The organism is Flavobacterium tegetincola DSM 22377 (assembly GCF_000425485.1).
GTDB lineage: Bacteria > Bacteroidota > Bacteroidia > Flavobacteriales > Flavobacteriaceae > Flavobacterium > Flavobacterium tegetincola.
This window is the reverse complement of record NZ_AUDN01000020.1, coordinates 19,417-45,870: the sequence shown is the minus strand read 5'-3', so window position 1 is coordinate 45,870 and position 26,454 is coordinate 19,417. Positions and strand designations below refer to the sequence as shown.

21 protein-coding genes and 1 pseudogene are annotated in these 26,454 nt (G+C 35.1%); 6 read left to right on the top strand and 16 right to left on the bottom strand.

The features are described from left to right. Positions 1–884: 884 nt before the first annotated feature. Positions 885–1,346 carry an IS200/IS605 family transposase gene (gene tnpA / locus H602_RS0104185; protein WP_026976882.1) on the bottom strand — a complete coding sequence of 154 codons (462 nt, stop codon included), beginning with the start codon at positions 1,344–1,346 and terminating at the stop codon, positions 885–887. A 1,197-nt stretch (positions 1,347–2,543) separates the two neighbouring features. On the opposite strand from tnpA (H602_RS0104185), the gene H602_RS0104180 reads away from it, so the two are divergent. Then, positions 2,544–2,954, top strand: a complete 411-nt coding sequence (locus tag H602_RS0104180) for a helix-turn-helix domain-containing protein (protein ID WP_026976881.1) — start codon at positions 2,544–2,546, stop codon at positions 2,952–2,954. Positions 2,955–3,588: 634 nt separating this feature from the next. Here H602_RS0104180 and H602_RS0104175 read toward each other — a convergent pair. The 15 genes and pseudogenes from H602_RS0104175 to H602_RS0104105 form a co-directional block, all read right to left on the bottom strand. Next, positions 3,589–3,828, bottom strand: a complete 240-nt coding sequence (locus tag H602_RS0104175; protein WP_026976880.1) for a hypothetical protein — start codon at positions 3,826–3,828, stop codon at positions 3,589–3,591. Between the two features lie 8 nt (positions 3,829–3,836). Continuing rightward, positions 3,837–4,052, bottom strand: a pseudogene (rhuM, locus tag H602_RS20510) (RhuM family protein); the annotation flags it as partial. A gap of 543 nt (positions 4,053–4,595) precedes the next feature. After that, positions 4,596–5,069 carry a hypothetical protein gene (locus H602_RS18170; RefSeq protein ID WP_035758884.1) on the bottom strand — a complete coding sequence of 158 codons (474 nt, stop codon included), beginning with the start codon at positions 5,067–5,069 and terminating at the stop codon, positions 4,596–4,598. A gap of 10 nt (positions 5,070–5,079) precedes the next feature. Continuing rightward, positions 5,080–6,342, bottom strand: a complete 1,263-nt coding sequence (locus tag H602_RS0104165) for a DUF6161 domain-containing protein (protein WP_026976879.1) — start codon at positions 6,340–6,342, stop codon at positions 5,080–5,082. 190 nt (positions 6,343–6,532) lie between these two features. Continuing rightward, positions 6,533–8,992 carry an EcoAI/FtnUII family type I restriction enzme subunit R gene (gene hsdR / locus H602_RS0104160; protein WP_026976878.1) on the bottom strand — a complete coding sequence of 820 codons (2,460 nt, stop codon included), beginning with the start codon at positions 8,990–8,992 and terminating at the stop codon, positions 6,533–6,535. A 99-nt stretch (positions 8,993–9,091) separates the two neighbouring features. Beyond that, positions 9,092–9,544, bottom strand: a complete 453-nt coding sequence (gene tnpA / locus H602_RS0104155) for an IS200/IS605 family transposase (protein ID WP_026976877.1) — start codon at positions 9,542–9,544, stop codon at positions 9,092–9,094. A 2-nt stretch (positions 9,545–9,546) separates the two neighbouring features. After that, positions 9,547–10,983 carry a restriction endonuclease subunit S gene (locus H602_RS0104150; RefSeq protein WP_026976876.1) on the bottom strand — a complete coding sequence of 479 codons (1,437 nt, stop codon included), beginning with the start codon at positions 10,981–10,983 and terminating at the stop codon, positions 9,547–9,549. After that, on the bottom strand, positions 10,980–12,434 hold the full coding sequence (locus H602_RS0104145) for a class I SAM-dependent DNA methyltransferase (protein ID WP_026976875.1): 1,455 nt from the start codon (positions 12,432–12,434) through the stop codon (positions 10,980–10,982). The genes H602_RS0104150 and H602_RS0104145 overlap by 4 nt, the downstream gene beginning before the upstream one ends. A gap of 415 nt (positions 12,435–12,849) precedes the next feature. Beyond that, the gene (locus H602_RS0104140) at positions 12,850–13,260 is read right to left on the bottom strand and encodes a hypothetical protein (RefSeq protein WP_026976874.1); all 411 of its coding nucleotides are present in this window, start codon (positions 13,258–13,260) and stop codon (positions 12,850–12,852) included. Positions 13,261–13,344: 84 nt separating this feature from the next. Beyond that, the gene (locus H602_RS0104135) at positions 13,345–13,890 is read right to left on the bottom strand and encodes a helix-turn-helix domain-containing protein (RefSeq protein WP_026976873.1); all 546 of its coding nucleotides are present in this window, start codon (positions 13,888–13,890) and stop codon (positions 13,345–13,347) included. 1,161 nt (positions 13,891–15,051) lie between these two features. Next, positions 15,052–16,254 carry an amidohydrolase family protein gene (locus H602_RS0104130; protein WP_026976872.1) on the bottom strand — a complete coding sequence of 401 codons (1,203 nt, stop codon included), beginning with the start codon at positions 16,252–16,254 and terminating at the stop codon, positions 15,052–15,054. 126 nt (positions 16,255–16,380) lie between these two features. Then, positions 16,381–17,421 carry a hypothetical protein gene (locus tag H602_RS0104125; protein ID WP_026976871.1) on the bottom strand — a complete coding sequence of 347 codons (1,041 nt, stop codon included), beginning with the start codon at positions 17,419–17,421 and terminating at the stop codon, positions 16,381–16,383. A 40-nt stretch (positions 17,422–17,461) separates the two neighbouring features. Beyond that, positions 17,462–18,403 carry a peptidoglycan-binding protein gene (locus H602_RS19270; RefSeq protein WP_051224173.1) on the bottom strand — a complete coding sequence of 314 codons (942 nt, stop codon included), beginning with the start codon at positions 18,401–18,403 and terminating at the stop codon, positions 17,462–17,464. A 582-nt stretch (positions 18,404–18,985) separates the two neighbouring features. Beyond that, positions 18,986–20,332: a T6SS phospholipase effector Tle1-like catalytic domain-containing protein gene (locus tag H602_RS0104110; protein WP_026976870.1), complete on the bottom strand. Its 1,347-nt coding sequence runs from the start codon at positions 20,330–20,332 to the stop codon at positions 18,986–18,988. 58 nt (positions 20,333–20,390) lie between these two features. Next, the gene (locus H602_RS0104105) at positions 20,391–21,170 is read right to left on the bottom strand and encodes a hypothetical protein (protein ID WP_026976869.1); all 780 of its coding nucleotides are present in this window, start codon (positions 21,168–21,170) and stop codon (positions 20,391–20,393) included. 206 nt (positions 21,171–21,376) lie between these two features. Here H602_RS0104105 and H602_RS0104100 point away from each other — a divergent pair, with 206 nt between their 5' ends. From H602_RS0104100 to H602_RS0104080, 5 genes are all read left to right on the top strand, one after another. Beyond that, on the top strand, positions 21,377–22,012 hold the full coding sequence (locus H602_RS0104100; protein WP_026976868.1) for a hypothetical protein: 636 nt from the start codon (positions 21,377–21,379) through the stop codon (positions 22,010–22,012). A 695-nt stretch (positions 22,013–22,707) separates the two neighbouring features. After that, positions 22,708–23,376: a sensor histidine kinase gene (locus H602_RS0104095; protein ID WP_169516020.1), complete on the top strand. Its 669-nt coding sequence runs from the start codon at positions 22,708–22,710 to the stop codon at positions 23,374–23,376. After that, positions 23,373–24,029, top strand: a complete 657-nt coding sequence (locus H602_RS0104090; RefSeq protein WP_026976866.1) for a response regulator transcription factor — start codon at positions 23,373–23,375, stop codon at positions 24,027–24,029. Before H602_RS0104095 ends, H602_RS0104090 begins: the two co-directional genes overlap by 4 nt. A gap of 747 nt (positions 24,030–24,776) precedes the next feature. Then, a complete protein-coding gene (locus H602_RS0104085; RefSeq protein ID WP_026976865.1) occupies positions 24,777–25,199 on the top strand; it encodes a hypothetical protein in 423 nt (140 codons plus the stop codon). A gap of 154 nt (positions 25,200–25,353) precedes the next feature. Continuing rightward, the gene (locus tag H602_RS0104080) at positions 25,354–26,436 is read left to right on the top strand and encodes an efflux RND transporter periplasmic adaptor subunit (RefSeq protein WP_026976864.1); all 1,083 of its coding nucleotides are present in this window, start codon (positions 25,354–25,356) and stop codon (positions 26,434–26,436) included. Positions 26,437–26,454 lie beyond the last annotated feature (18 nt).

The following is a 26,454-nucleotide window of genomic DNA, read 5'->3' as shown; positions in this document are numbered from 1 at the left end:
ACAACGGATTGAAATCCGTTGCTACAAAATGCATCGTTCTTTGTTTACAACGGATTGAAATACGTTGCCACAAAATACATTGTTTTTTATTTTCAACGGATTAAAATCCATTGCTACAAAATGCATTCTTTTTAATTTTCAACGGATTAAAATCCATTGCTACAAAATGTATTGTTTTTTAATTACAACGGATTAAAATCCGTTGCTACAAAATGCATCGTCTCTACGAGACTAACACGTTACCCTTCTAGAGCCATAGGCTCGCCTCATATTGTAGGGCTGGAATTTATTCCAGCTGTTAGAAACAATCAGATAAATAGAGCCGTAGGCTCGACCCATTTTAAAATCCATTGCTACAAATTGCACCGTTTTTTATTTTCAAAGGATTAAAATCCGTTGCTACAAAATGCATCATTTTTATTTTCAACGGATTAAAACCCATTGCTACAAAATGAACCGTTCTTTATTTACAACGCATTAAAATCCATTGCTACAAAATGCATTGTTTTTTATTTTCAACGGATTAAAATCCATTGCTACAAAATGCATCGTCTCTACGAGACTTACACGTTACCTTTCTAGAGCCATAGGCTCGCCTCATATTGTAGGGCTGGAATTTATTCCCGCTGTTAGAAACAACCAGATAAATAGAGCCGTAGGCTCGACCCATTATAAAACCCATTGCTACAAATTGCATCGTTTTTTGTTTACAACGGATTAAAATCCGTTGCTACAAATTGCATCATTTTTTATTTTCAACGGATTAAAATCCATTGCTACAAATTGCATCATTTTTTATTTTCAACGGATTAAAATCCGTTGCTACAAAATGCATCGTCTCTACGAGACTAACACGATACCCTTCTAGAGCCGTAGTTTCGTTTCTACTGTAAATCGGCAAATATATATCGCTCATCATAGGGTATTTCAAATTTTTCTAGAAAATTCAAATATTCTTCTTTAAAATTTTCTTTCTTATGATGCTCTTCCTGATTCGCTAAATAGTTGTACACTTTTTCTATTTGTGAATGATTATATGAAAATGCACCGTAGCCTTCCTGCCATTCAAATCGATTTAATAAAAAACGATTGTCATTAATATATTTTGATGATTTTGCTTTTACTGTCTTCATTAATTCAGATATAGAAACGGTTGGTTTCAATCCCAAAAAGCAATGTACATGGTCTTCTACTCCATTTACAATTATAGTTTTGCAGCCCGTTTCATTTATTAAATTTCCGATCACGCCAAAAACATTTCTTCTCCAATCTTTATGAAGCACTGCTTCTCTATACTTTACAGCAAAAACTACTTGTATGTATAGCTGATGATAGGTGTTTGCCATAATTTTTGTTTGTATATGTCGTTCCTATGGAACTTAAATATAATTATTTTTATCTTCAACGGATTGAGATCCCTTGCTAAATTATACATGGTTTTTTATATCCAACGGATTGAAATCCGTTGTTACAATATACGTCATTTTTTGTTTGAAACGCATTAAAATTCATTGCTACAAAATGCATCGTTTTTTATTTACAACGCATTAAAATCCGTTGCTACAAAATGCATCGTTTTTTGTTTACAACGGATTAAAATCCATTGCTACAAAATGCACCGTCTCTACGAGACTAACACGTTACCCTACTAGAGCCATAGGCTCGCCTCATATTGTAGGGCTGGAATTTATTCCAGCTGTTAGAAACAACCAGATAAATAGAGCCGTAGGCTCGACCCATTATAAAATCCGTTGCTACAAAATACATTGTTTTTTATTTTCAACGGATTGAAACCCATTGCTACAAAATGCATCATTTTTTATTTACAACGCATTAAAACCCATTGCTACAAAATGCATCGCTTTTTATTTACAACGGATTGAAATCCATTGCTACAAAATGCACCGTCTCTACGAGACTTACACGTTACCATTCTAGAGCCGTAGGCTCGCCTCATATTGTAGGGCTGGAATTTATTCCAGATGTTAGAAACAACCAGATAATTAGAGCTGTAGGCTCGACCCATTATAAAATCCATTGCTACAAAATGCTTCGTTTTTTGTTTACAACGGATTGAAATCCGTTGCTACAAAATGCATCGTCTCTACGAGACTAACACGTTACCTTTCTAGAGCCATAGGCTCGCCTCATATTGTAGGGCTGGAATTTATTCCAGCTGTTAAAAACAACCAGATAAATAGAGCCGTAGGCTCGACCCATTATAAAATCCATTGCTACAAATTGCATCATTTTTTATTTATAACGCATTAAAATCCATTGCTACAAAATGCACCGTTTTTTATTTACAACGTATTAAAATCCGATGCTACAAAATGCACCGTCTCTACGAGACTAACACGAAACCCTTCTAGAGCCATAGGCTCGCCTCATATTGTAGGGCTGGAATTTATTCCAGCTGATAAAAACAACCGATTATTTTAATAGACAAAACCAGCTTTCTTAGTGGATCTTTTTTTATCTTTGATACACAGATTTTAATCCAAATGGCGTTATCTTTGAATCTTTAGAAAATACAATTCGTTATGAAACAAAAAATACACCAAGGAAGAAATGTAAAGCGTTTCAGAGAAATGCTAGGCATCAAGCAAGAAGCATTGGCTTATGCACTGGGAGACGATTGGAACCAAAAAAAGATCTCTATATTGGAACAAAAAGATGTGATTGATACCACAATCCTTACGCAAATCTCAACCTCCTTGAAGATTCCAGTAGTGGCATTTCAGAATTTTGATGAAGAACAGGCGGTAAATATTATTTCTAATACATTTACCAGTAATGATACCTCAACAATCAATGCAATTAATATTCAGCCGACTTTCAATCCGTTAGATAAGATGATGGCACTTTTTGAAGAAAAGGAGAAATTATACGAAAGATTACTACAAGCTGAAAAGGACAAAGTAAGTTACTTAGAAAAGCTTCTTAATAAATAGTGCATCTGCCTTCTAAGCAGGCGGTCTAAATTAAGCGATGCACTAAAGGTTACTGGTCTGAATCCAGTCGGGGTCAAAATAATACAGAATGTAAACTACTTCATCTACATACAAACCCGCAATAGCGGGTTTTTTATTGAACATGCAAATACAACACCGTTTCAATTGTACTACGTCCCTATTCCGATCTTACAACAATAATTATACTAGGATACAATTCAATATCAGTAGTCCTTAAAAACTCAAATCAGTCCTACGGTGATCAAACCATTTATTCAACGCATCAAAATAACGAAATCACAATCATAAGGTTCTAAATCTTTTCAAACGTACCAATGACCGACTCTTTGAACTGTTCGGAAATTCCGACAGGTTCGATTTGTTCCAATTCGTATTATGAAAAAACATTTGGAATAGGCTCCAAATAATACCCGGTTGCAACGCGTACCTACCCTCCTCCTTTATAACCGATACAAAATAGTTTCAATTTGCTACTTCGAATTTTAATGTACACTAATAACCCTCACAGGGTTCCAAACCCTTCGAGGGTTAAAATATACCTACGTACCGCTGTCAAAGAATACGGCCCTATAAAACCTAAACCCTTAAAGCCATCGCCTCCTATTTCGCACTGTTATAAATCAAACGGCCCAATAGGATTTCCCTGCAAATCATATCTTAATGTCGTAACCGCATCTTGTGGAATCTCAAAAAAGGGAACAGTATCCAATTCTTCAGTAAATGCAAATCCACGCTTACTAATGCAATTGTAAGTCGCACCGTCATACAAGTACAATACTTCTCCTTTAATAAAATCACGTTTAAGCCATGAGCATTCGGATTTAAGGACGTCTCTGGTCAGGATATATTTCATGTCTTTATTATTTTTTGATAAAAGAGTTTTTCCAACAATCGTCTTTCATGAGTGCGTTGTTGCAATTCGTTGAAATAGTTCATTAATGTGCCCTACTTGAATCGATCGTCATTCAAGGTAAATTCTTTTACTACGTATTCTTTTAAACGTTGGCTAGCCCAAATACGAAACTGTGTACATTGTTGGGACTTTACGCTGTAAGTAACTGAAATTATAATAATTAGTTGGTTTTGTAGAATAATCGGAAATTCCGATTATTCTAAGAGTTCCTTCTTCAACTAATTCATTTGCAGCCTATCTGTTTAAAATATGCTCGTTGATAGTCGACTTTAATTTACCAATAGAATAGTGCCATATGTTCTTGAGTAAGTCATTCCTCTTCTAGCTGAACATCATTTTAATATTGAATTTTTGATTTAGATAAATGAGAATTCCGCCAGTGTCCAATTTACTCGAATTGTTTTTTTTAATTGCAGCTTTTAATTTCTACCTCAAATTTTTAATAATAGACTTAATAGGGATTCAAATTCTAGAAGATGAGTAGCTACACATTGGGTCTGTAAAATACTTCGTGAATAAATACGATTCTATTAATAAAATGCCTGCCTCTTTCATTTGTTTTTACCGTAATTATATCATGCCGTAATTCGTAGCATCCTAAATTTTTAGAAGTCGTAATTTTGCTGATAAACAGGAATTACAAATTGTACGTTCGCGGCTTGTTTAACATTTACAATTTGTTTCGGCCTTGGATTAATTTTCGTTTACTAATATATTGACTGAATCATAGTCTTTGGCTTAATTATTTCGTGACAATTATTTCCTTCATCAAGTTCCCAAATTTCAACATCATCTGGAATGAAATGCTTGTATTTTTCAACGTAATATTGTCCTAAAGTCTTATTTCTCTTTTCACTACGATGTTTTTCGATAATAAAGATTTTTGTAAAATTTTTAGGTGCTAAATAGAAGTAATACATAGCTTCATTCCAGACTGTCAATTTAGCGCTTGGAACACGGTCCCCTATCGTCCACCTGTGCGTTTTACATTCAATAATTGTCTCGTCATCGCCAATATCAAATTTATGACACTTTTTTATCCCTGAAATTCCAACTTCAACTATTTTGCTTAACGTAAGTTTTCTACCTAATACGTTCTCTAAATAGATTTTTGCAGCATACTCGAAATTTTTTCCTGCAACGGCATTACTACTACTACCAATTCTTTGAAAATTTGTCATAATTTAATAATTATTTACCTCCAGCAAATTTTTCAATAATACTAGTAGGCATTGTTGGTGACGAATCATCTTTTAAAAGTCCTGTATCGGCTCTACTAAATAGTGATTGTAATATTAATTGACGCTCTGCTGGCTCAATGTTTGTGTCTTTTTTTAATGCTAAATAAAAATGTGTTAACTGTTCTCGTTCTTCAGCATCTCTTGATAAGTGGAATGAACTAAATGTCATTTTAGATAATATTTTAATAGTAAAAGCCAGTAATGAAACTATTGTTATTAAGATTATTGACCATTTAATTCCTTTTAAATTATCGTTAAATGTTGTTTCAAAATAAGTTGTTCCTAATAGCATTAATAAGGTAAATAATAAAACGGCAGCTACTACAGACGTTCGAATTAACCAATTTAAATATTTATTTCCCTCTTTTTTAAGTTCAATGGCTCTATCTTTCCAATATTTTGCAGGAGCTTCTAATCTTAGTTTTTCTCTATATAAATCTTCGTTCTCTTTAATTGAATCTGTAGAACTAGTAAAGAAAGTATCAAAACCACTTTGAACGCCACCAAACCAATCTTTAAAATTTTTGTCTTTTTCCTCTTTTAACTTATCTACAGTTTCAAAATGATGTATTAAATTATCTTTAGCATCAGAAATATTGCTATTTAATTGTTGTTCTGCTTCTACAATATAATCGTTGTACTTTATTCTTATTTGTGATAAACTTATTTTTTCATTATTTCTCCTTTTTAATATTTCCGTTTCTCCTTGGTTTTTAAACTCATAAGCTAATAATAAACCTGTAAAGTAGTTATGATCATTTCTATGGTTAAAATTTGTATCTGTTATATAATCAAGAGACCCATCAAAATATGTGCTTTTTTTATTAAAGACTGATATTAAAAAGTCAGTTTCTGGTGCATCATAAATAAAAATAAATTCTCTTCTATTATTATTAGAGGTACTAACTATACTATTTTGAAAATTTCGTAAGTCATTTTCAAAGGAATATTCCTTGATGCTTGAACTTGCTAAATTTATTATGGAAGATTTTAAATTTTCGAAATGTAATTTGGAAGCACGAAAATAAGGTGGTATTTTTTCTATTTTATTCCAACCAATTACTTGCTCATTTATAAATTTATAAATGGACTGCATTCCTTTTAATTCTATTTCAGAATTTAAATGCGGATAGTTAATTATTAATTGTAAACTATTTAATTTGTCTTTATAATCTGATGTTTCAATTAATTTTCTAAAATCTTTTATATCCATATTTATTCCTTTTAATAAAAATCTTCTATCCCTTAAAAACCTCCCTCAAAACACTTTTCAATTACTGCTCATTAAGTTCTTGGTTGTGTTGCACTTCTTGCGCTAAACGATCACATAAACCCAGTAAAGCATTTACTTTTTCTACAATGGCTTTTTGTTATTCGTAAAATTACAGCCATACTCTAATTATTTAATTTACTCTATCTCCATACAAATATCTCTGAAACCCAATGAAAGCATCCCTAATACTCTTTATCTCACCAAGTTCTTTCTTAGCGTCCGCAATCGCTTTGTATTTTAAAACCAATAAAGGGGTAAGTTTTACATCATCCAATTCATCAACACCCTCTTTCACGTATTGTTCCAATACAAAGTTTAAAAACTCTTGTTGTTTCAGATTGTAATCTCCTAACTGGACTTTTGCTCTAGTAGCTCGCTCTAATCTTGGCAGTAAGTCCTTGCTGTAGGCTATGTAGTTTAGCACATCAAACAAGTCGCTTTCTTCTCCATGAACTAGAAGTCGTAATTCTTCCAATTGTTCATTGGTATAGCCTTTTTCGTTTAACTCTACGAGTAATTTTTTTCGAGTGCTTGGCAAGCTCCAAAGTTTACGCAATTCCTCTTCATTGGTAAAGAAACTTGGCAAATCTCCAAACAATTGTTGTATAAATTCTGTGGATGAAATAGGTGTTCCACTCGGACTCCAAAAAGAAGTTTTTACAGTCGAATCTATTTCTCTTTCTTTATTGTCGGATAGCTTAACGCGTATTATTTTGCTTTCAGGAATATCACAAACACAAGGGTAATTTTTGCAAACCTCGCAATCTTCCACTTCCTCTTTTTCGCAAACGCATGGTTTTACTTGACACACTTTGCAAACTCTAGATTTCCCTCCTTCAGGTGGTGTTTCTGGCTCTAAAGGTTCTCCATCCCAAGCTGGGTCTTTAAAATGCTGATGGGCTTGCACAAAATCAAACAACGTAAAATAATCTTTACCATCAAAAAGCCTTGTACCTCGACCTACAATCTGTTTAAATTCAACCATAGAATCTACAGGACGTAATAAAACTATATTTCTAATTTCGGGTGCATCAACTCCTGTACTTAATTTTTGTGAAGTCGTTAAAACGGTCGGAATACTCTTTTCATTATCCTGAAAATCGCGTAAATGTTGTTCTCCCATTGCTCCGTCATCCGCAGTCACACGATGACAATAGTTGATGCTTTTACTGGTCGAAAATTGATTAACTAAATCTCGAATCAAGGCAGCATGTTTTTGAGTAGAACAAAAAACCAAAGTCTTTTGATTTTGATTAATCAATTCCAAGAATTTTTTAACGCGGTATTCTTCTACTTGTTGAATGATAATTTTTCTACCATAATCACGATAAGTAAACGTATCACCAACTTCGGCTTCACCATCTATAATAACATCATCAGCCGTTACAGTATATTCATCATAATTGGTTTGGATTTCTTTTACCTTAAAAGGAGTAAGAAATCCATCATTAATACCATCTTTTAAAGCATAAGTATATATTGGGTCACCAAAATATTTATAAGTATCTGCATTAACGTCCCGTTTTGGAGTTGCCGTTAAACCCAATTGCACCGCAGGAGAAAAGTAGTCCATAATGGCTCTCCATGAACCTTCGTCATTGGCACCACCTCTATGACATTCGTCAATAATAATTAAGTCAAAAAAATCTGGTGGATATTGCCCAAAATTAAAATCAGAACTGCTATACACTTCCATAGGTTCGGCTACTTCTAAATAGTCCATTTCTTCTTCTACCTCTTCTTCCTTTTGCTTGCTGGTCATAAAGGTTTGAAATATGGTAAAGAAGATACTTCCATTAGTAGGCACATGCCCTTTCTTTTTTATCTCTTTCGGACTAATACGAACTTTTATGTTTTCATCTATAACATCAAAAGCACCAAACGAATTAAAGGCTTGGTCGGCTAGTATGTTTCTATCGGCTAAAAATAATATTCTTGGACTTCTAGTAGCATCTCGTTTTAAATTCCATTTGGCATGAAATAGTTTCCAAGCAATCTGAAAAGCGATGGCTGTTTTTCCTGTTCCTGTGGCTAAGGTTAGCAACATTCTGTCTTTCTTTTCAGCAATGCCCTCTAATACTTTAGCAATAGCATTTTGCTGATAATATCGCGGTTGCCAAGTTCCACCACGGTCTTCAAAAGGAATTTCGAACAAGCGTTCTTTCCAATTGGCTATTTCTATTTTGTAAGTTTCTTTTGGAGTAGGATAGGTCATTTCCCACAACTCGTCTGGAGTTGGGTATTTTGGGACTTCACCTTCTGCAGCTTCATCCATGTCTATCTCGTAGATTTGTAAACCATTGGTAGCATAGCTGTAGCGAATGTTCAATCGCTCCGCATAATCCTTGGCTTGACCAACACCATCAGTATAATATAAATCTCTTTTCTTAGCTTCTACAATACCAATTCTTCTGTTTTTATATTCTAAAACATAGTCTGCAAAAAGTGGTGTGGCTCTTCTGCCTTGCCCAATTAAGCGACCTTTAGTAATGGGAAACTCCAAACGCAAACGACTGCCTTCAACAATACCCCAACCTGCCGCTTGCAAAGCAGGTGTAATTAAATCGTGTTTGGTTTGTGCTTCGTTCATAATTAGTGGTTTAATCCCGAAAGGATGTTATTTGATAAGGTGGGACGAAGTCCTGCCGAATGTGAGATAAGTGTGTTAAGCCCTGAAAGGGCGAAATAATTAATCCCAAACATACTGTTCGTCATATTCAACTTCATATTTTTTTAAAAATGCTCTATACTCTTTCTTAAAGTCCTTCTTACTATGATGCTCATGTTGGTTCTTAATATAATTTACCACAACATCTACTTCACTTGGATTTACAGAAAATGCTCCATAACCATCTTGCCAAAAGAAATTTTCCAATCTCTTATCTTTCGTTTTCATCCATTTACTAGAATGAGCTTTTACTTTTTGTACCAAGGTCATCAAAGCCATTTTTTTAGACAACATACATAGTATATGAACATGGTCTGTATAGCCACCAACTATCAATACTGCACAATCTAACTCTTTACAGACACCTCCCAAATAGGCATGCAACTCCTGTTCGTAGGGCGGATAAATTAATTCTTCCCTATGTTTGGTGCTAAAGACTATGTGTACGTAGTTTTTTACTAAAGACTGCCCCATAGTTATGTCACCCTTTCAGGGTTTTTATTCGTTTGTGTTTCATCGGAAGGACTACGTCCATCCTTACTATACTGCGTCCTTTCAGGACTTGTCAACTCTCCTGCAAACGCTTTTTGGAGTATCGATTTTTTTAGGTCTTCCAAATTGTTTAGTTTTTGTTTGTAATGTGATTCAATCTGTTTTGTTTGAATAGATATCTCCTCTATTTTATCGACGATAATTTGTTGTTCTTGTTCTGACTCTGGGAAAGGTATCATTAATGAAGATAACGAGACTTGATTTAAACTTTTAATACCTACACCATTTCCACTGTCAACGAGTTCTTTTATTGTTTTGGCAGTTTTAAGAAAGTGACATAAAAATGTGGGAAGTATAGTGTTTGAATTCAATCGAATTCTGATTGTAAAACCTGAGTGAGATACAATACTACTTACTTCATCTGCTAAAAGTGTTCTTCCAATTAATTTAGGATTTCCATTTGACCGAACAGTTAATATATCGCCTTTCTTTAATTGATACAATTCACTCATTTCTCCATCAAGAATGACATTTTCTAATTCATGAATAGGAACCCAAAAGTTGTTCTTAAAATTCTTTACTCCGACAATTTCTATGGATTGACCTTTGCTGCTATTAGTAAAGTTCATACCATTCTTAAATGTAGCGATTTCTCCAAGTCTTTTTAAATCCCAGTCCTTTTTGTCGAATAATTTTTGCAGGGTGTTTTCAAACAACTCTTTAGCGTTAGCTATGTTTTTTTCAATATTGGCTTTGGCTTGGTCAATGGCTTCAAAGCCTTGGTCTAAAATAGCTACTATTTGTTGTTGTTCTTGTAGTGGTGGAATAGGTACAGGAATTTTAGAATAATGAGAATATCCATAATTCGGTTGTTGTCCTGTTAAATGCAAAGCTAAATTTGATTTAAAATAATTTGATTTAGTTAAATAGTATAAATACTTATTATCTCCTAAATCATTGAAAAACCTTAACCTTAAAGTACTTGTATTAAGCATTAATGGTATATCATTCTCATAAATTGCAGACTTACCCCAAGTAGCACCTGAACAAGCAGTAACAATATCTCCTTTATTTATAGTATAATGTTTATATTTTTCTTCATATTCTTTTAAAGATATATACTTCTGTGATTTTAACAAATCAACGGAACCTTCTAAAATATTTGTTACTGTAATAAATTGAATTCCTTCATCTTGATATTGATGTTTTCTAATTCCAGGACCTTCTTGAATAATTGAAATATCTGATAGAAACGCCCATTGCCAATTTTCTGATATTTCGAATGGTATATCTTTTATAGGATAAATGTGCCCATCCTTTTTATCCATTATTTTTTTTGAAGAAATTAATTCTTTCTTCGCTAATAATAACTCCTTTACTAAGCTTTCTGAATTTGATTTTTCTATTGATTTAATCATCATATCAGCTCTTTAATTGAATTCAAAATAGATTTGGTTTCTTTGTCTAAATACACCATTTCGTCTAGTATTTCCTCTGGGCTTCTTAGGGCAGCTTCTTCGGGTGTGTTTGGGTTTTTTACGCTTAGGTCAAAAGTAGTTTCGTCAATATCGGCTACTTTTAAATTCCACGATTGTTCGGTTTCGGGTTTTGTTTTTTGTTGGCTTACAAAAGCTTCCATATCCTTATCGTTCAAAGGATTGGTTTTTCCCATGTTGCGTCCTGGGTTCAATTGGTAATACCAAATGTTTTTAGTAGGTTCTCCTTTTTGAAAAAACAAGACAACTGTTTTAACTCCTGCACCTGTAAACGTGCCACCTGGCAAATCTAAAATAGTGTGCAAATTAGAACCTTCTAGTAATAACTTACGCAACGCTACCGAAGCATTGTCGGTATTGCTCAAAACGGTGTTTTTAATAACAATAGCGGCACGACCACCTGTTTTTAAACTCTTTATAAAATGTTGCATAAACAAGAAAGCCGTTTCTCCTGTTTTAATGTCAAAGTTTTGTTGCACTTCTGGTCGTTCTTTTCCTCCAAACGGTGGATTGGCAAGAATAACATGATAACGGTTTTTTTCTTGTATATCGCGTATGTTTTCGCCTAGTGTATTGGTGTGTATAATGTTGGGTGCTTCAATACCATGCAAAATCATGTTCATAATCCCAATTACATAAGCCAAGTTCTTTTTCTCTTTTCCGTAAAGGGTATCTTCTTGTAGTGTTTTTAGGTTATCGGTTGTTTTTTCCATGCGTTGGTACAAATAGTCATACGCTTCCACCAAGAAACCACACGAACCTGCTGCACCATCGTATATTTTTTCACCTATTTGTGGGTCAACCACATTTATCATAGCACGAATTAATGGGCGAGGAGTATAGTATTGTCCACCATTTCTACCTGCATTCCCCATGTTTTTAATTTTGGTTTCATACAAGTGGCTCAACTCATGCTTATCCGTAGAAGCACGAAAAGGAAGACTATCCGCATATTCCAAAATCTCACGCAAGTTATAACCCGATTGAATTTTGTTTTTCAATTCCGAGAAGATTTCCCCAATTTTATATTCAATAGTATTGGCAGAATCTGCTTCTTGCTTAAACTTAGCCAAATAAGGAAACAGTTTTCCATCTACAAACTGCACCAAATCAGGTCCAGTCATAGCACTATGATGGTCTAGTTTTCCTTCGGCATCTTTAGGCATAGCCCAATTTGGCCATCGAAATTCCTCTTCTAATATAAAAGTGTATGCTTCTCCTTTTAATTCGGCTTGGTCGGCTTTGTCTTGTTCTAATTCATCTAAATATCTAAGGAACATTACCCAAGAGGTTTGCCCTATATAATCTAATTCACTGTCTGCACCCGAATCTTTGTAAAGAAGGTCGTCTATATTTTTAAATGTTTGTTCGAACATGTATGTTGTAATTTTCTTTTCCCAAACCTACCATTTTTAAACGATTTTAACAATAAGTATTTTTACTCTTGATTGCTTATTTATGCTCCAAATATAAAAACCGTAAAACGATTTGTTTTACGGTTTTCCACATTCTGCTACTTTTATTTTTTACTTTATGTCAAATGATTATCAAAGTCTTTACCTAATACGGCACTGCTTGTTAAAAAACAGTGCGTTAAAAATGAAGAATCAGTTTTTACAACACGTCCCAGTAGCAACCGCTCATGTTTCCTCAATGCATCAACCTTTGCACTAGGTTTCCAAAATGCTACATTAAAATCCTAAGTCGCCGTGCCAGAAATCCTAAATCCCAAAAGGGCATAAAAAAAGCCATTCTTTCGAAAGGCTCTTCTCAATCCAAAAAACAAAACGGTTACATCTCCGCTTTACGCGCATTGATTGCAGTAATAAACGCATCAATTTCGCTAATTTCTACTGTAACTCGATTTAAATCCAACTCTTTTTCAAGTAACGCCAAAACGCCGTAACTTTCTTTTCTGTTGTTCAATAAAAACCTGCGGTACTCCAGCTTTGTTTTTTTCTTTATTGCTTCCTCTTTACTTTTGCCTTCCGGCAAGGTTGCAATAACAGTTTCAGTCGCTGCAATTTCGGTGGCTACCGATTGCAGGTCAGCATCAATCTCAATGGAAGTGGTGCTGTAGTTCAGGGTAAGTCTTTCTTCCGAAAGCTTTTTAAAATTTTGGTCTGCTTTCTCTTTAGCAGCCAACGACAATAATAAATCACAATCTGCAACGGTTGTGATTTGTGCAACAGAATACGCCATAAGCAAAGATTTAAAAAAGTTTATACCGCTATAACCGAAACAACAACTCTTTTAGTATTTGCTTCACAAAGTTTTAAGAATACTTTATATATTTAGACTATTTTTAGTTAAATTATTTATAAAATTTTGCTTGTCGTGCAATATCTGCATTTTCAATTTTAAGTAAAGCCTTGCTTGATGGTGCAAACCATTCTTATCTATTTTATCAGTTGCGGTACGTTTCATCTGCTGCAAACCACTATCTGGAACACCAGGTACCGCTGTGTTTTTGATTTCTAAAGCGGCTATGCATTGCAGTAATTGACCATTTTGACGGTAGGCTTTTTGCATTGTGTCCAGTTGCTTCTGTAAAGCCAGCAATTGAAAGGCGGCTTCATTTAAATATTTTTCTAAAACTACGGCCGCCTTTTCCAATTGTACGTCTTCGAAGGGCATTGACGTACTATTCGGTGTTGCTTCTAACACGTTTAGAAATACTTCCATCTCGGAAAGTTTGACCAAAGCAGCTAACGGCAAGTCGCGTTTACCGTTTTCATACATCGTGAGTTGGCTTCGCGTTACTTGTAAATACACCGCCATTTGCATCTGTGTGACTCCAAATGCATTTCGAATTGCTTTTGAAATTTTCATCGGAACTACTATTTACTGTTGTTAAGTACAAACGTTATTTTGTGTCAAAAATTCTATATCATAAAACTTTGACACAAAGTTGTGTCACTTTTTTATTTTAATTTTTTCTTGACACAGCATTTTTTGCAAAATGAACTGCCGCATTTATAAACGAGTTAATTACAGCAATGGGTACCCACTAATTTGTGAAATTTGCGGTTATGAAATTTTTGGAAGCTAAAGTAAAAAACGCTAAAGTATATTTCTTAAACGCGATCTGGAACCCAAAAATAGTCTGAAAGTCTGCAAGGTGGTACCACGTATTTCCAACCACAAATTACAGCAATCAGTACTCACTAATTTGTGAAATTTGCGGTTATATAATTTTTGAAAGCTAACGTAAAATACGCTAAAGCAAATTTTTTAAAACGCGATCTAGAAACCAAAAATAGTCTGAAAGTCCCCAAGGTGGTACCACATAGTACAGCAATGGGTACCCACTAATTTGTGAAATTTGCGGTTATATAATTTTTGAAAGCTAACGTAAAATACGCTAAAGCAAATTTTTTAAAACGCGATCTAGAAACCAAAAATAGTCTGAAAGTCCCCAAGGTGGTACCACATAGTACAGCAATGGGTACCCACTAATTTGTGAAATTTGTGGTTATTTAATTTTTGAAAGCTAACGTAAAATACGCTAAAGTATATTTTTTTAAACGCGATCTGGAACCTAAAAATAGACTAAAAGTCTACAATGTGGTACCACATAGTACAGTAATGGGTACCCACTAATTTGTGAAATTTGCGGTTATTAATTTTTTGCAAGCTAAAGTAAAATACACTAAAGTATATTTTTTAAAACGCGATCTGGAACTCAAAAAGTAATCTTGCCATTCGGAAATTGCTCCGTGGACTAAGGAAATCTGATTCCCGCGGCATTTTTTGTCCTAGACGATTTGGGTCGACACATTATCACAACAATCGTCGTGTGGCTCCTTATCTACCGTAGAATTAAAGGACTGAAGCTCCAGCGGTCTCCAGCAATGGCTTTACTTTTAGTTCAAGCCAACGACGCTGCATCATTTGATTCTTTTTTTAATCGGAGATTATTTGTAAAAAAAAATTCAAGAATTGCTGCTATTTTGTATTTCCTTTCTAAACAACAGCACAACAGCAAGGACTTCACCGTTTCAAGTAGGTAAAGTTATTCGACCCCATCATGGCTTCAAAATACTGCTTGAGTTCGTTTTCGGCAGTGCCGATGGCTTCGAGTTCTGTAAACTCTTTTTGGATCATAAAATAATCCGTACCAAAAAGAAGCCGCTCTGGATTTACTTTTCCATTTTGCAAGTCGTTGTACAACACCTTCATACATGCGGTATCGCTTAACGTGTAGGAAATATCAGTGTAGGTATTGGGGTAAGGAGTAATAATATGCTCCAAAATAAAGTGGTACCATGAAGTCGCGTTTTCTTCTAACTGGGTCGACTTAGTATGTATTTTTAGTTGTTTCGCATTTTTATTTTTCGAACCCAGTACCTCAACATCACCGCCCAGATGAGCGATACACAATTTCAGCGTAGGGTATTTGTCCAAAACCGGAAGGTAATTGGACGGATGTGAAAACAAGTTGCAAATACGTCCGTTTTCTTTGAAAAATGTATCAGTAGTCTTTTTATAGGCGGCTATTCGTTTGTAAATGACTTGCATTTCAGGATGGCTCGGGTTTAACGACGGTGGCACATCGGGTATCAAAGACCACACTTTTTTGCCTATAAAATAGCTTCCTCCGCGGGTACAATGCGTCATGATGGGAATATTGTGCGTTACGGCATATTCATAAATGGGGTCTAGCCGTGGATCAAACGGGAAAAAACCATTGGGTGGATACAATTTTAAACCCGAAAAAGTATTGGTTTCATACAAGTGCTTGAACTCTTTGAGCTGCATGCTTTCCTGATTTCTAGGGTCCATGCTATAGAAGGGAAAAATGCTATTGGGATAGGTTTTCTTCAATTGCGTCATTTCATAAATCTGCGATTTATAATCTTGGTTGGGTTTGTTTTTGGAATCGGTCATGTAATCCATATCCAAGGTCAACGGAATAAATTTTACATCGGCATAGTGCGATTGCTTGTAGTTGTCGAGCACATACTGCAACACCTCTTCCTGACTGGCCATTACACCAATTTTTAGAAACTGCAGCATTTTTGTGGGAATCAAATAACCCAGCTTTACAATTACCCACGATACGGGCTTGGTTTGAATAAGCCACTTTACAAAAGTCGAAATACCATCACCTACCGAAAGTCCCACTTGCAAAAAATCCTTTGGTGCACATTGTCCGTTAAAGACATGAATGTGCGTGTTGAATCTGTTTGTCATCCTTCTTCATTTATTAGTGTTTATTGCCAAAGGGCATCTTCTTTATGCAGAATATGTTTTCGCTACTCCTGTTTGATAAGGAGCTACAGAAGTCGCAACATCGCTGTATCAACTACTGCACGTGTATCAATTCGGTTTTACCCCAGACCTTCTGATGTTAATTGCTTTCGCCATGACTTCAAACCAAAAGGGAGCTCCAAAACTCAAAGCCAAAGTTGAAATAAGCAACCCCAACAACCACCATAAAAAAGAGGATAAACTACTGAAAATATTGAGAAAACTATTGTATCCATAATAACCAATGGGTAGAGCATTGTCTTCTAGTTCCCGCAACTGCAGCTCTATTCTAAGGTATTCGTTGAGGACCTCATCCCCACGTTTTTTGTCTGAATCCATTGTAAAATTTGAGGCATCTTCGGTGGGATAGGCAAATGATTGTTTTTTTTCGGCAGTCGCATCCGTTGATTTATTTTCGCGGTCCACCGTTCGTTCTGCCACAACCATCATTTTTTTTCGAAGGGCATCGTCGCGGTTGATTTTTTTAACCACGGTAATTGAATCCAAATTAAAACCAACGCAAACCATAAAACTGATGATGTACAAAGATGTTTTTGTTTTGTTTTTATACCAACCACTGGCACGCGACATATAATCGTCATACCAGGTTTTGAGTTGGAAATGCAATTCGGCATACGTGCTCGATTTTTCGAAGTAAAAACGGAGTTGGTTTTTGAGCGGACTGTAGTGCATGCACGCTAGACCTTCTCCAAAACGGACAAATGGCTCGGTAATTCGTTGCTCTTGCATTTTTACCTCAAAAAAAGCCTCTTTATTGCTTGAAGCAAATGGATTATCAAAATAAACACGGTCTGATTGCGAACCAATTACATCAATCAACGCATCGGCAAACAGATCCGAAGAAATATAAGGAGGGTAAAAATCTTTGCTTTTTTTTAACCGGTCGATGGAAAAATGCGCATACAGTGTCGCACCATAACTTTGATTTACAGGATCGTTAAGCAACTTTATAATGGATTGGTAGAGAAACTTGCCTCGTTTTTGTGTTTGATAGGAATACCATTCAAAAACTACTGACACTAAAGAACTGAACAGAAAATAAAATAAGGCCAAGGCAACCAAAATTTCCAATATTTTTGACATTTCCATAAGACAAACGCATTAATAGTTTCTAAATAAGTGCTGAAGGTCAAATGATTCCCAACTTTTCAAAAGTCTTGGGACCTACTATACCGTCTACTTGCAAACGGTTTTTAGTTTGAAATATTTTTACAGCCTTTAACGTTCCAAGATCAAAGCTACCTGTAATCGGTACGTTTAATGTTATGTCTTTTGCATTCAAAGCACGTTGTAATTCAGTTACCATAAAACCTACATTACCACGGCGGAGGTAACTTCCGGAAATAAATTTAGATTTGGCTACTCCTACTGCATTCGCCTCTTCTTGCAAAGCTCCAATCGTGACAGCATCGGCAATTCCTGTTGCATCCATGGCGTTTTTGGTCTGGAAGTCTTTTAGTTGTGTTTCAGTCTGGTTGCCAAAGTAACCGTCAATTTCTATTGTATAGCCTATATCGTACAGGTATTTCTGAATTTGAGTCACTTGTGAACCTCTCGCTCCATTAGCCAATGCAAGAGCGACTGGAGTAACGGCCGTTTCGGAGTAGACGCCTGGGTTGATAAAAGACTTGATGAGATTTCTTGAACGTATGCGTTTCATCACACCGCCGCCGTCGCTGTTATTGGACGTTGAGGTATTTCCTTCCCATGCTTCAATTGCTGTTTGAGCTGCAGTGGTCCATTTGATAAATATCCCAATGTGATCGGCATATCCATTTCCTTCCCAGTCGTAAATTACAATATCTCCGGGTTGCGGATTGGATGTAAGTTTGCCTTTTTCCTTATAATAATTATGAGCAGATTGACAGTGGTGGATGCCGTTTTTGGTTTGAATGTGTCCTAACGGATGTCCTGCGTGGTGAAACACCCAACTCACAAACATGGCACACCATTTTTGTCCGTTTAAAGAAGGTTGGTACCACAAACCATACGCCGTCTTATTACTGTTTGCTGGTGATTCTAACGTTCCGTTTTGCGATTCCGCTTTGTTGAGTACATCTTGTCTAGCCATTGTTTCTCGTATTAAAATTAATTCCCATTACTACAAATTCCGGCACATACACCGTTTGTAAACCATTCGCAACTACGCCTTTAGTTCTTAAATATTTTTTAAATTTACAAAAGATTACGGTCCGATTTTACTTTTTACTGGACAATAATGTTTAAAAATGCAATTTAAATGTTATTAAATGTATATTACCTACTTCAAGGTTTTATAAAGAAGTGCAAGCTGTTATTGGAAGTGCTTATGATTAGACGAGTACAACCCGTTATTATTTTAGGTATTAACCCTCGCAGGGTTTGGAAGCCTACAAGGGTTACAATTTTAAAGGCATTCCTCTTTTTCAAATGTGAAAATTTTAGTTAACACAGTTGCTTTGATCAGAAAAGTGAGATGGCTTTGCTTTTTCGCAAGTCCTTTCTGGTTTAACCCCACCTCTGCTGGGCTGTTTTTTGCCACGAAGTTTCACAAATACTCCTTTGCAGGAACTAAAAATGAACTACTATGATTTGCAGTAGGATGATGAACTACCTGTCAATCAATCTACAGTTATCGCTTTTTTCACCTAATTGCGAATTTTAAATAGGCACTTTATAAACTAATGATTTTACGTTTCCAGTCGTTAGCTGGTCGGTTTACAATATAAACTCCACCCCTAGCAGCGGTGGTCGATTTGAGCAGTGGCCCTGTTTCCACCTCTTCTTCTTTACCCATAATTGTACGAGTAGAGACGGAAATGTGCACATACTTCTGCACCAATTCTGGGGTTAATTCGTGATGTAATGCCTTAAACTTCTTACTCTCAATTAGTGCTTGAGAGCTGTCGCTCAATTTTTCATAGTACGGAATAAGATCGTTTGGAATTGTATGGTTTACATCAAAGACTTGTAAATCAAATGGAACTCCAAATTTTTGAGCCGTTACTGCCATTAATTTTGCATATAAAAGTTGCAGGTGCCCATGTACATTTTTCCTTTTACTTATTGCATTAAAGCCTGCACTTAAAGTTTCAAATTCATATTGAATACTCGAAAGCAGCGGCAGAAAAACGGGGTTTACCTCAGTAATATGTTCAACTAGTTTTTTTGCTCCTTCTCTAGTATACGTAGCATCATCATTTATTGTAGCATTTTCGTCCTGACAGGCGTTATAACCGCCGCCAACATCTGAGTGTGCTCCAGGCACAAACAATTCATAGGTATTGTTTATTGTGTTGCATCTACTTCCCTGCTCATCAAGATTAGGAGAAGTAGTACCACTATTATTCTGTATGACGCTTGTAAGCGGAAAGTTTTCTCTGCACTCATGTAGTGCTGCTAAGTGAAAGATGCAGTCTGCCTTAATTGCGGCCAAATCTAAATTGAAATGTACGACTTTTGGAGGGTAAATTATACTCTCTACTGTATCAAATAAGCCAATAAATCCAAATTCAATCGCTTCAAGCTTCTGGTTTTTATCGTTTAAAATTGTTTTGATACGGTCTTTTTTTATTTGATCTGATTGCAAAATGTTGGCGAAATTTCTGGCAAGTGCAGCCCCTCTACTGAACCCAAACAGGTCAAATTTTAAGCAAACGTTTCCCGTTGAAGGTAAAGGATTGAAGTCCGCTATCACTTTCTCAACTGCTTGAAAAGCCTTACTGGTTTTAGCTGATGCGTCATACCCATCCCATATATCAAAGCCGGTTGCCGCGGACATGGTGGAGTCAACCAAACCTTCAAAGGTGCCTATTCCTTCTATATAAAGTGCCTTCTTAGTGTCATTTTGATTTTGCTCTAGATTGCAAAACAACCTGTAAATATTTGTAGGCGAAATATCATAACTTCCTCCCGTTTTAGGAGTTACGTTGCCTTTTTTTTCTCTTTCGTACGCATTCTTTGCGTTGTTTCCTGTGCCGTCAAAGAAAATGCTAATTCGTAATGTGTTGTTGTTTTCCATAATGTTTTTAATTTAAAAGTACCCCACTTTTAAGGGGTACTCTTTGTGTTTATAAGTTTTACCACCCTAAAGAGGCTTCTGACTTTTTAACCTCACCAAGTGCTTTCGCTAATTCTTCTGCTGTAGGAAGTTGTAAGCTGGATTCTCCTCCTCTTTTAAGACTGCTGTCATTTTTCTGAAAAGCTAAAAACTTTTTATAAATTTCATCAATCTCATCCAACTCTTTAGCTATTTGTTCTGCATTTATACCTGATGCTTTTTCATATAGATTTTTTTGATAGAGCTGGATAAAAGTGTTATAGTCCAATACTTGTGCATCAATAGTAGATTTACACATTACAAAAGCACTAATTTGCTCTGCAGAAGTGGACAACTTTTGTACTTTAGTAAATCGTTTCCATGCCATCAAGTCCAAGCGTACTAATGCTCTACCTTCCGCAAAAACAGATGTGAAGTGAATTTCATCTTCACTTCCATCGGAGCTTCCAAATAATGTCTCTACCGCTTTGGTCATTAATGCGCCAACTCCGTTCATTACATTTTCTTTACCACCACTCACAAAATCCGAAATAGCTCCTGTAATTGTTGTAGCTATTGAAGTACTACTATTAGATGCATATGCATGCGTTTGAGAAGTATAGTCAATTATAAATTTTACTGGAATGTCCTTACTAGTTCCTGAACCAGCATTACTAAGCTTTTCTCTCAACAGTAAATTAAAATAATCTGCTTTTGCTTTAGCAAGTGCTGTCATGTTGTCTAATTGAAGATTCAACTCTTTTTTCACTTCTTCATCGGTGGTACTAGCCATTTTGATGGCATCTTTAATAGCTCCCATAATTCTTAAATTTTATATTATTTGCTTACTCTATTTTCAGTTTTCGGCATCCCTGTTTGCGTGTCTTTAACGTTAAAAACTTATTTTCAAATTAACGACAGTAATTTCATTTGATAACAAGGGTATTCTTACGTTTTAATTCACCAGGGTTTTCCCTATCCCATAATAAATCGTTATTTTTGGTTTTCATCTAAATAACATAAACAATGAATACAGAGTTAAAGTCAATCGTCAGTAGCATTTCAAATTGGAATGACTTGAAAAAAGACAAGCAACGTTTTTTTGAAACGATCAGTAAGTACACCGATTTCGAAGTTAGAGTGCCCAAAATGTCAGCATGCCAAGAGCAGTTTCACATTTATTTTGGACTCAAAATAAACGAAGACACTCTGAAAGAAAATGTCGTTATGCATGTTATTTCTGACTTCAATGATCAAAGTGAAACACTGCTAAAACTTGAAAGTATAGAAGATTTTATTTTTACAATTGATCTTAAAAAAAGGGATGGATTATCCCATCCTTATGAAATAGAGGAAGCAGAAGCTATAAAAAGAGCAACTGCTTGGGCAGATGAAGAAATTTTAAGAAAGTGGATTGATGAGCACACTCTTTTTAATGCATTTCTCATCAGCAAAGATGATTTTTTGCTAAACCACAACTATACTGCTCATTTTGGCATGAAAGTAGAAAATGAGGACAGCACGGGCTATACACCGGATTTATTTATCAAAAATCACAGTGAAGCAGACCAAACCTCTTACTATGATTTAGCCCGATTGTGTCCGCCTTACGGTCGAATAGAAAAACTTGGTTTATATACGCTTTCTGTCGATACCAACTAAATGATTGCTTTTACCGTACTAAAAAACATATCGTTATGTACCAGTAGTATTACTATAGTATTGGGTACTTTTTGCTTGTTGAGAAGTATCCTTTCTACCAAGAATCAATCCTTATTCTTTTATTACTTAATTTTATGTGCTTTTTCAGAAATTATTAATCTTTACGGAGCTTATGTCCATAGGGAAACTTTAATGCTTATTCCTTTGTTCAGTGTTCTTGAATTAGTATTGTTTTATCTCTACTTCAAAACACTAGTAAACAGTCGGATTTTAAATGGATTTGTATTTGCAGGAATCTTATTGTGTCATATGGATGTATCCATCATCTATCGTAATCCAACGGCATCTGTATTTGTACTCTCCCGCGTTTTTAATTCGCTTTTTTTTATCCTTTGTGCTCTGTATTCGAGTTATAAATTTACCTTGTCCCCGCGACTGCTTCGCTTAAATTTCAGTATTATATTGTATTTCTCTTTTACTTTTATCTACTTTTTAGTACTCAACTTTCTGATTAACATCCAGGATCACAAAATTTTTATATTATGGATTGCCTACTCTTTACTTTGTGTTTTATTTCATTTATTTTTATTCGTTGATTCATGGAAATATGGAAAAATCCCAAAATATTAATATTTTGGCTCGCACTCATTTTGATTTTCATCCTACTGCTGATTGCCGGTTTTTATACCTTGTATATGAAATCTTTAGCCAAATCGCACCAATTAGAAATCGATAAAAAAAACAGCGAATTAAAAAATCAATTTGAGATAAGTCACTCCATCATTAAATCGCAAGAGGATGAAAGAGAACGGATTGCCCGAGACATGCATGATGGCTTTATGGGCGAATTATTACGCATGCAATTTAAGGTAGAAATGAAACAGGAGCTTACCGCTTCAGAATTGAAAGAGTTGGTATCCAAAACCCGCCGGATCATTCACGATGTAAGTCCACCTATGGTAAATGAAAGCCCTATAGATGTATTGATCGCTTCTGAAGCCGATAAATATGCTGCTTCTTTTCCGTACCAACTTTATAAAAACCGTATCAATTTAGGTTCGAACATGACAGCGGATTACAAAATTAACCTGTTCCGAATTTTCCAAGAGCTGCTTCAAAACACATTCAAGCATTCAAAAGTCAGCCATGTAAAAATTAGCATCTATGAAAGACCAGGGCTTTTGCTCTTTGTTTACCAAGATTGCTGTGTGCTGCAAGCAACTTTGCCGTCTACTGCTGAATTGGGTGGTAATGGGCACAAAAACATTGCGTTTAGAAATCAATATCTGAAAGCGAATTTCAAATTCAAACGCCTAAAAGATAGCGGATTGAAATACCTAATGCTTTTAAAAATTAATTCATGAAAAATACAATTGACATCATAGACGACGATGTACTAACAGTCACATTGCTTTCACAGTTTCTGGAAAGCAATACTAATTTAAAGGTTAGAAACCAATTTCACAATTGCAAAACAGCCTTAGCTTATTATGATAGTAGCAACTTACCCGACTTGATTCTAATTGATTACCAATTAAAGGATGGCACGGGAAATACCGTTGTTTCCTATTTGCGAACAGTCAGCGACGTGTTGCCCATTTTATTAATATCCACTCATTTTCAGGACAATCAGATTGGAAATGTATTAAAAATGGGCTTCAATGCCTATCTCCCAAAAGGACTGCTTCCTACCGAGTTGATGGCTGTTATTAATCAAGTACTGCGAGAAGGTTATTATTTTTCAAAAGAACAGTTGATTTATCTAAAAAGTCAAATCAATGATCACACTCCAAAAATTAATTTGACGGTAAAGGAATTCTTTACGGTACGAGAATTAGAAATCATTCACTTGATAGCCCAACAGAAAACAACCAATGAAATTGGAGCGTTGTTGTTCCTATCGCCCAAAACAATTGAAGGACATAAAAATAATATATTTGTTAAATCGGGTGTAAAAAACACGGCTGGATTGATGCTATACGCGGTAGAAAATGAATTGATTACGATCAAACGCTAATTGTAAAATTTTTCTTGAAACAGGGATAGTTTATTCTGGATATACTAATTTAGCTGAGAGTGTAAGTTAAAAGTAAAAACTTAATTTAACGTACTGCAAATTACAGCTGCACTTACTTCGGTAGTAGCAATTGAATATCATCACGCGAAGTAAATAGTCGAAATTTATAAAATGCCACATTTTCCTCTAATTCACTGTGTTTAAAAACAGTCGAATTATGCTCCGTAATTGTACTGCTGGTTTTTTCAAAAAAGCAAAGCAGTTTGAGTTGATTTTATCAAACCCTTTCTTCTTTTAAACTGCATCTATTTTGAGAGTTTCATCTCCGTTTTGAGAGATTAGTATTTCTTGAGTATTCATAGTACTGGAATGGTCGTTCGCATAATTTGCTATAATTAAGAAAGAAATTTTACTACTAAAGTTGGAAGTGCTTATGATTACAGGACTACAATCCGTTATTATTTTCGGTATTAACCCTCGCAGGGATTGGAAGTCTGCGAAGGAGCAGTATTTATTAAACGATGTTATGTTTATATTAATGCCAATTGCACTGTCCCATTAAAAAAATGTTTAAATACACTATCCTTTCCATCTAAAATAAATTCTTGGTTCTAATAGAATGACCTCGTCTTAAAAATAAAATAGTATCCATTTCTCCACCCGTTACCAAAACCTCTTTCACTTTAACAAACATTTAGTAGTAAGTGTTTGTTGATACTGATTCCAGTACATAGTTTTGCATCCTTTATGGAAAAACCGTCTAAACATATAGCTTTGTTGGTTATTGCACTCCTTATTTGCTGCAATTCACTATTGGCGAATGTTTCTACGCAAGCGGTTTCAACTGCACCATTTCTTGCCATTACAGCTGCTAACTTCAGTAACTTTCAGTCCAGTAAAGCAGTAGAAAATGTGTATTCTAAAAATAATTCATCGGGAGATCAGTTCGTTAAAAATGAATTTTTATCTGAAAATGATGAAGATGACACGGAGCATTTCAGCAGTAAGAAAATTTCAACTTTAATTAATGTTGCATGCTCATACCATAAACAGCGACTGCAATTAATCTTACCTGTACCAAAAAGCTGTACTTCCGCTTTACACCCTATTTTTTTTCAATCAAAAACAGCTTCTTCGCTGTACCTTATTTTCGAGGTATTCAGAATTTGATTGATTGCTTTGCAGCCATTTTAAAGTATTAAAATGCACCTTTTAAAGAGTATTATCCTCACGATAACTCTTTATCTAGGTAAAATTTTTGTGTTGATTTTTAATCTACACTTGATAAAATCCAAAAATTTCGTTTTAAAAAGCAAAAGCAATCATGAAAAAAATATCAATTTTCATAGGTCTTATGGCCTCATTATCTATCCTTAGTTGTAAGGAACACCAAGAAGAAAAAAAAGAAGAACGCATTTTTGAAGTATCTACTCCAATTGTAATGGATACTTTAATTACCAAAGAATATGTATGTCAAATACACTCCATTCGCCATATTGAAGTGCGTTCAATGGAACGAGGATATTTAGAACATATAGCTGTAGATGAAGGTCAAAAAGTTCAGAAAGGCCAAAATCTCTTCAAAATTATGGGTAATATCTATCAAGCTGAACTAGATAAAGCTAAGGCAGAAGAGGATGCTACTACCATTGAATACAAAAACACTAAACTATTAGCCGATAGCAAAGTAGTTTCGGAAAATGAATTGGCACTTTCAAAAGCGAAAGTCAACAAAGCAAAAGCCGAAGTTTTATTGGCACAAACACACTTGGGTTTTACCAACATTAAAGCACCTTTTAATGGTGTAGTGGATCATTTGTTAGCACGAGAAGGAAGCATCTTAGAAGAAGGCGAACTACTTACCACTTTATCAGACAACAGTCAAATGTGGGTGTACTACAATGTTTCTGAAGCAGAATATCTTAATTATATGATGCTTGCTAAAAAAGGTGAAAAAGAAAAAGTGAAATTATTGATGGCCAACAGTCAGGTTTTTAATCAAACGGGAACCGTAGAAACTATTGAAGGAGAATTTAATAACGAAACAGGAAATATCGCTTTTAGAGCTTCGTTTCCCAATCCACAAAACATATTGCGTCACGGAGAAACAGGAACAATTTTGATGACGGTGCCGTTAAAAAATGTTATGATTATTCCACAAAAAGCGACTTTTGAAGTGCTTAACAAACGTTATGTATTTGTAATTGACAGTAAAAATGCGGTACATCAAACAGAAATTACAGTTGGTACCAGTTTACCTAACTTATTTGTTGTGCAAAACGGCTTAAAAACAGGAGATAAAATTTTACTAGAAGGAATTCGCTTGGTAAAAGACAAAGACATCATTAAATACAAACTCGAAGACCCTAAAAAAGTAATGGCGCGTTTAGATGTTTATGCTGAGTAAATTACCCTTTAAAAAAAT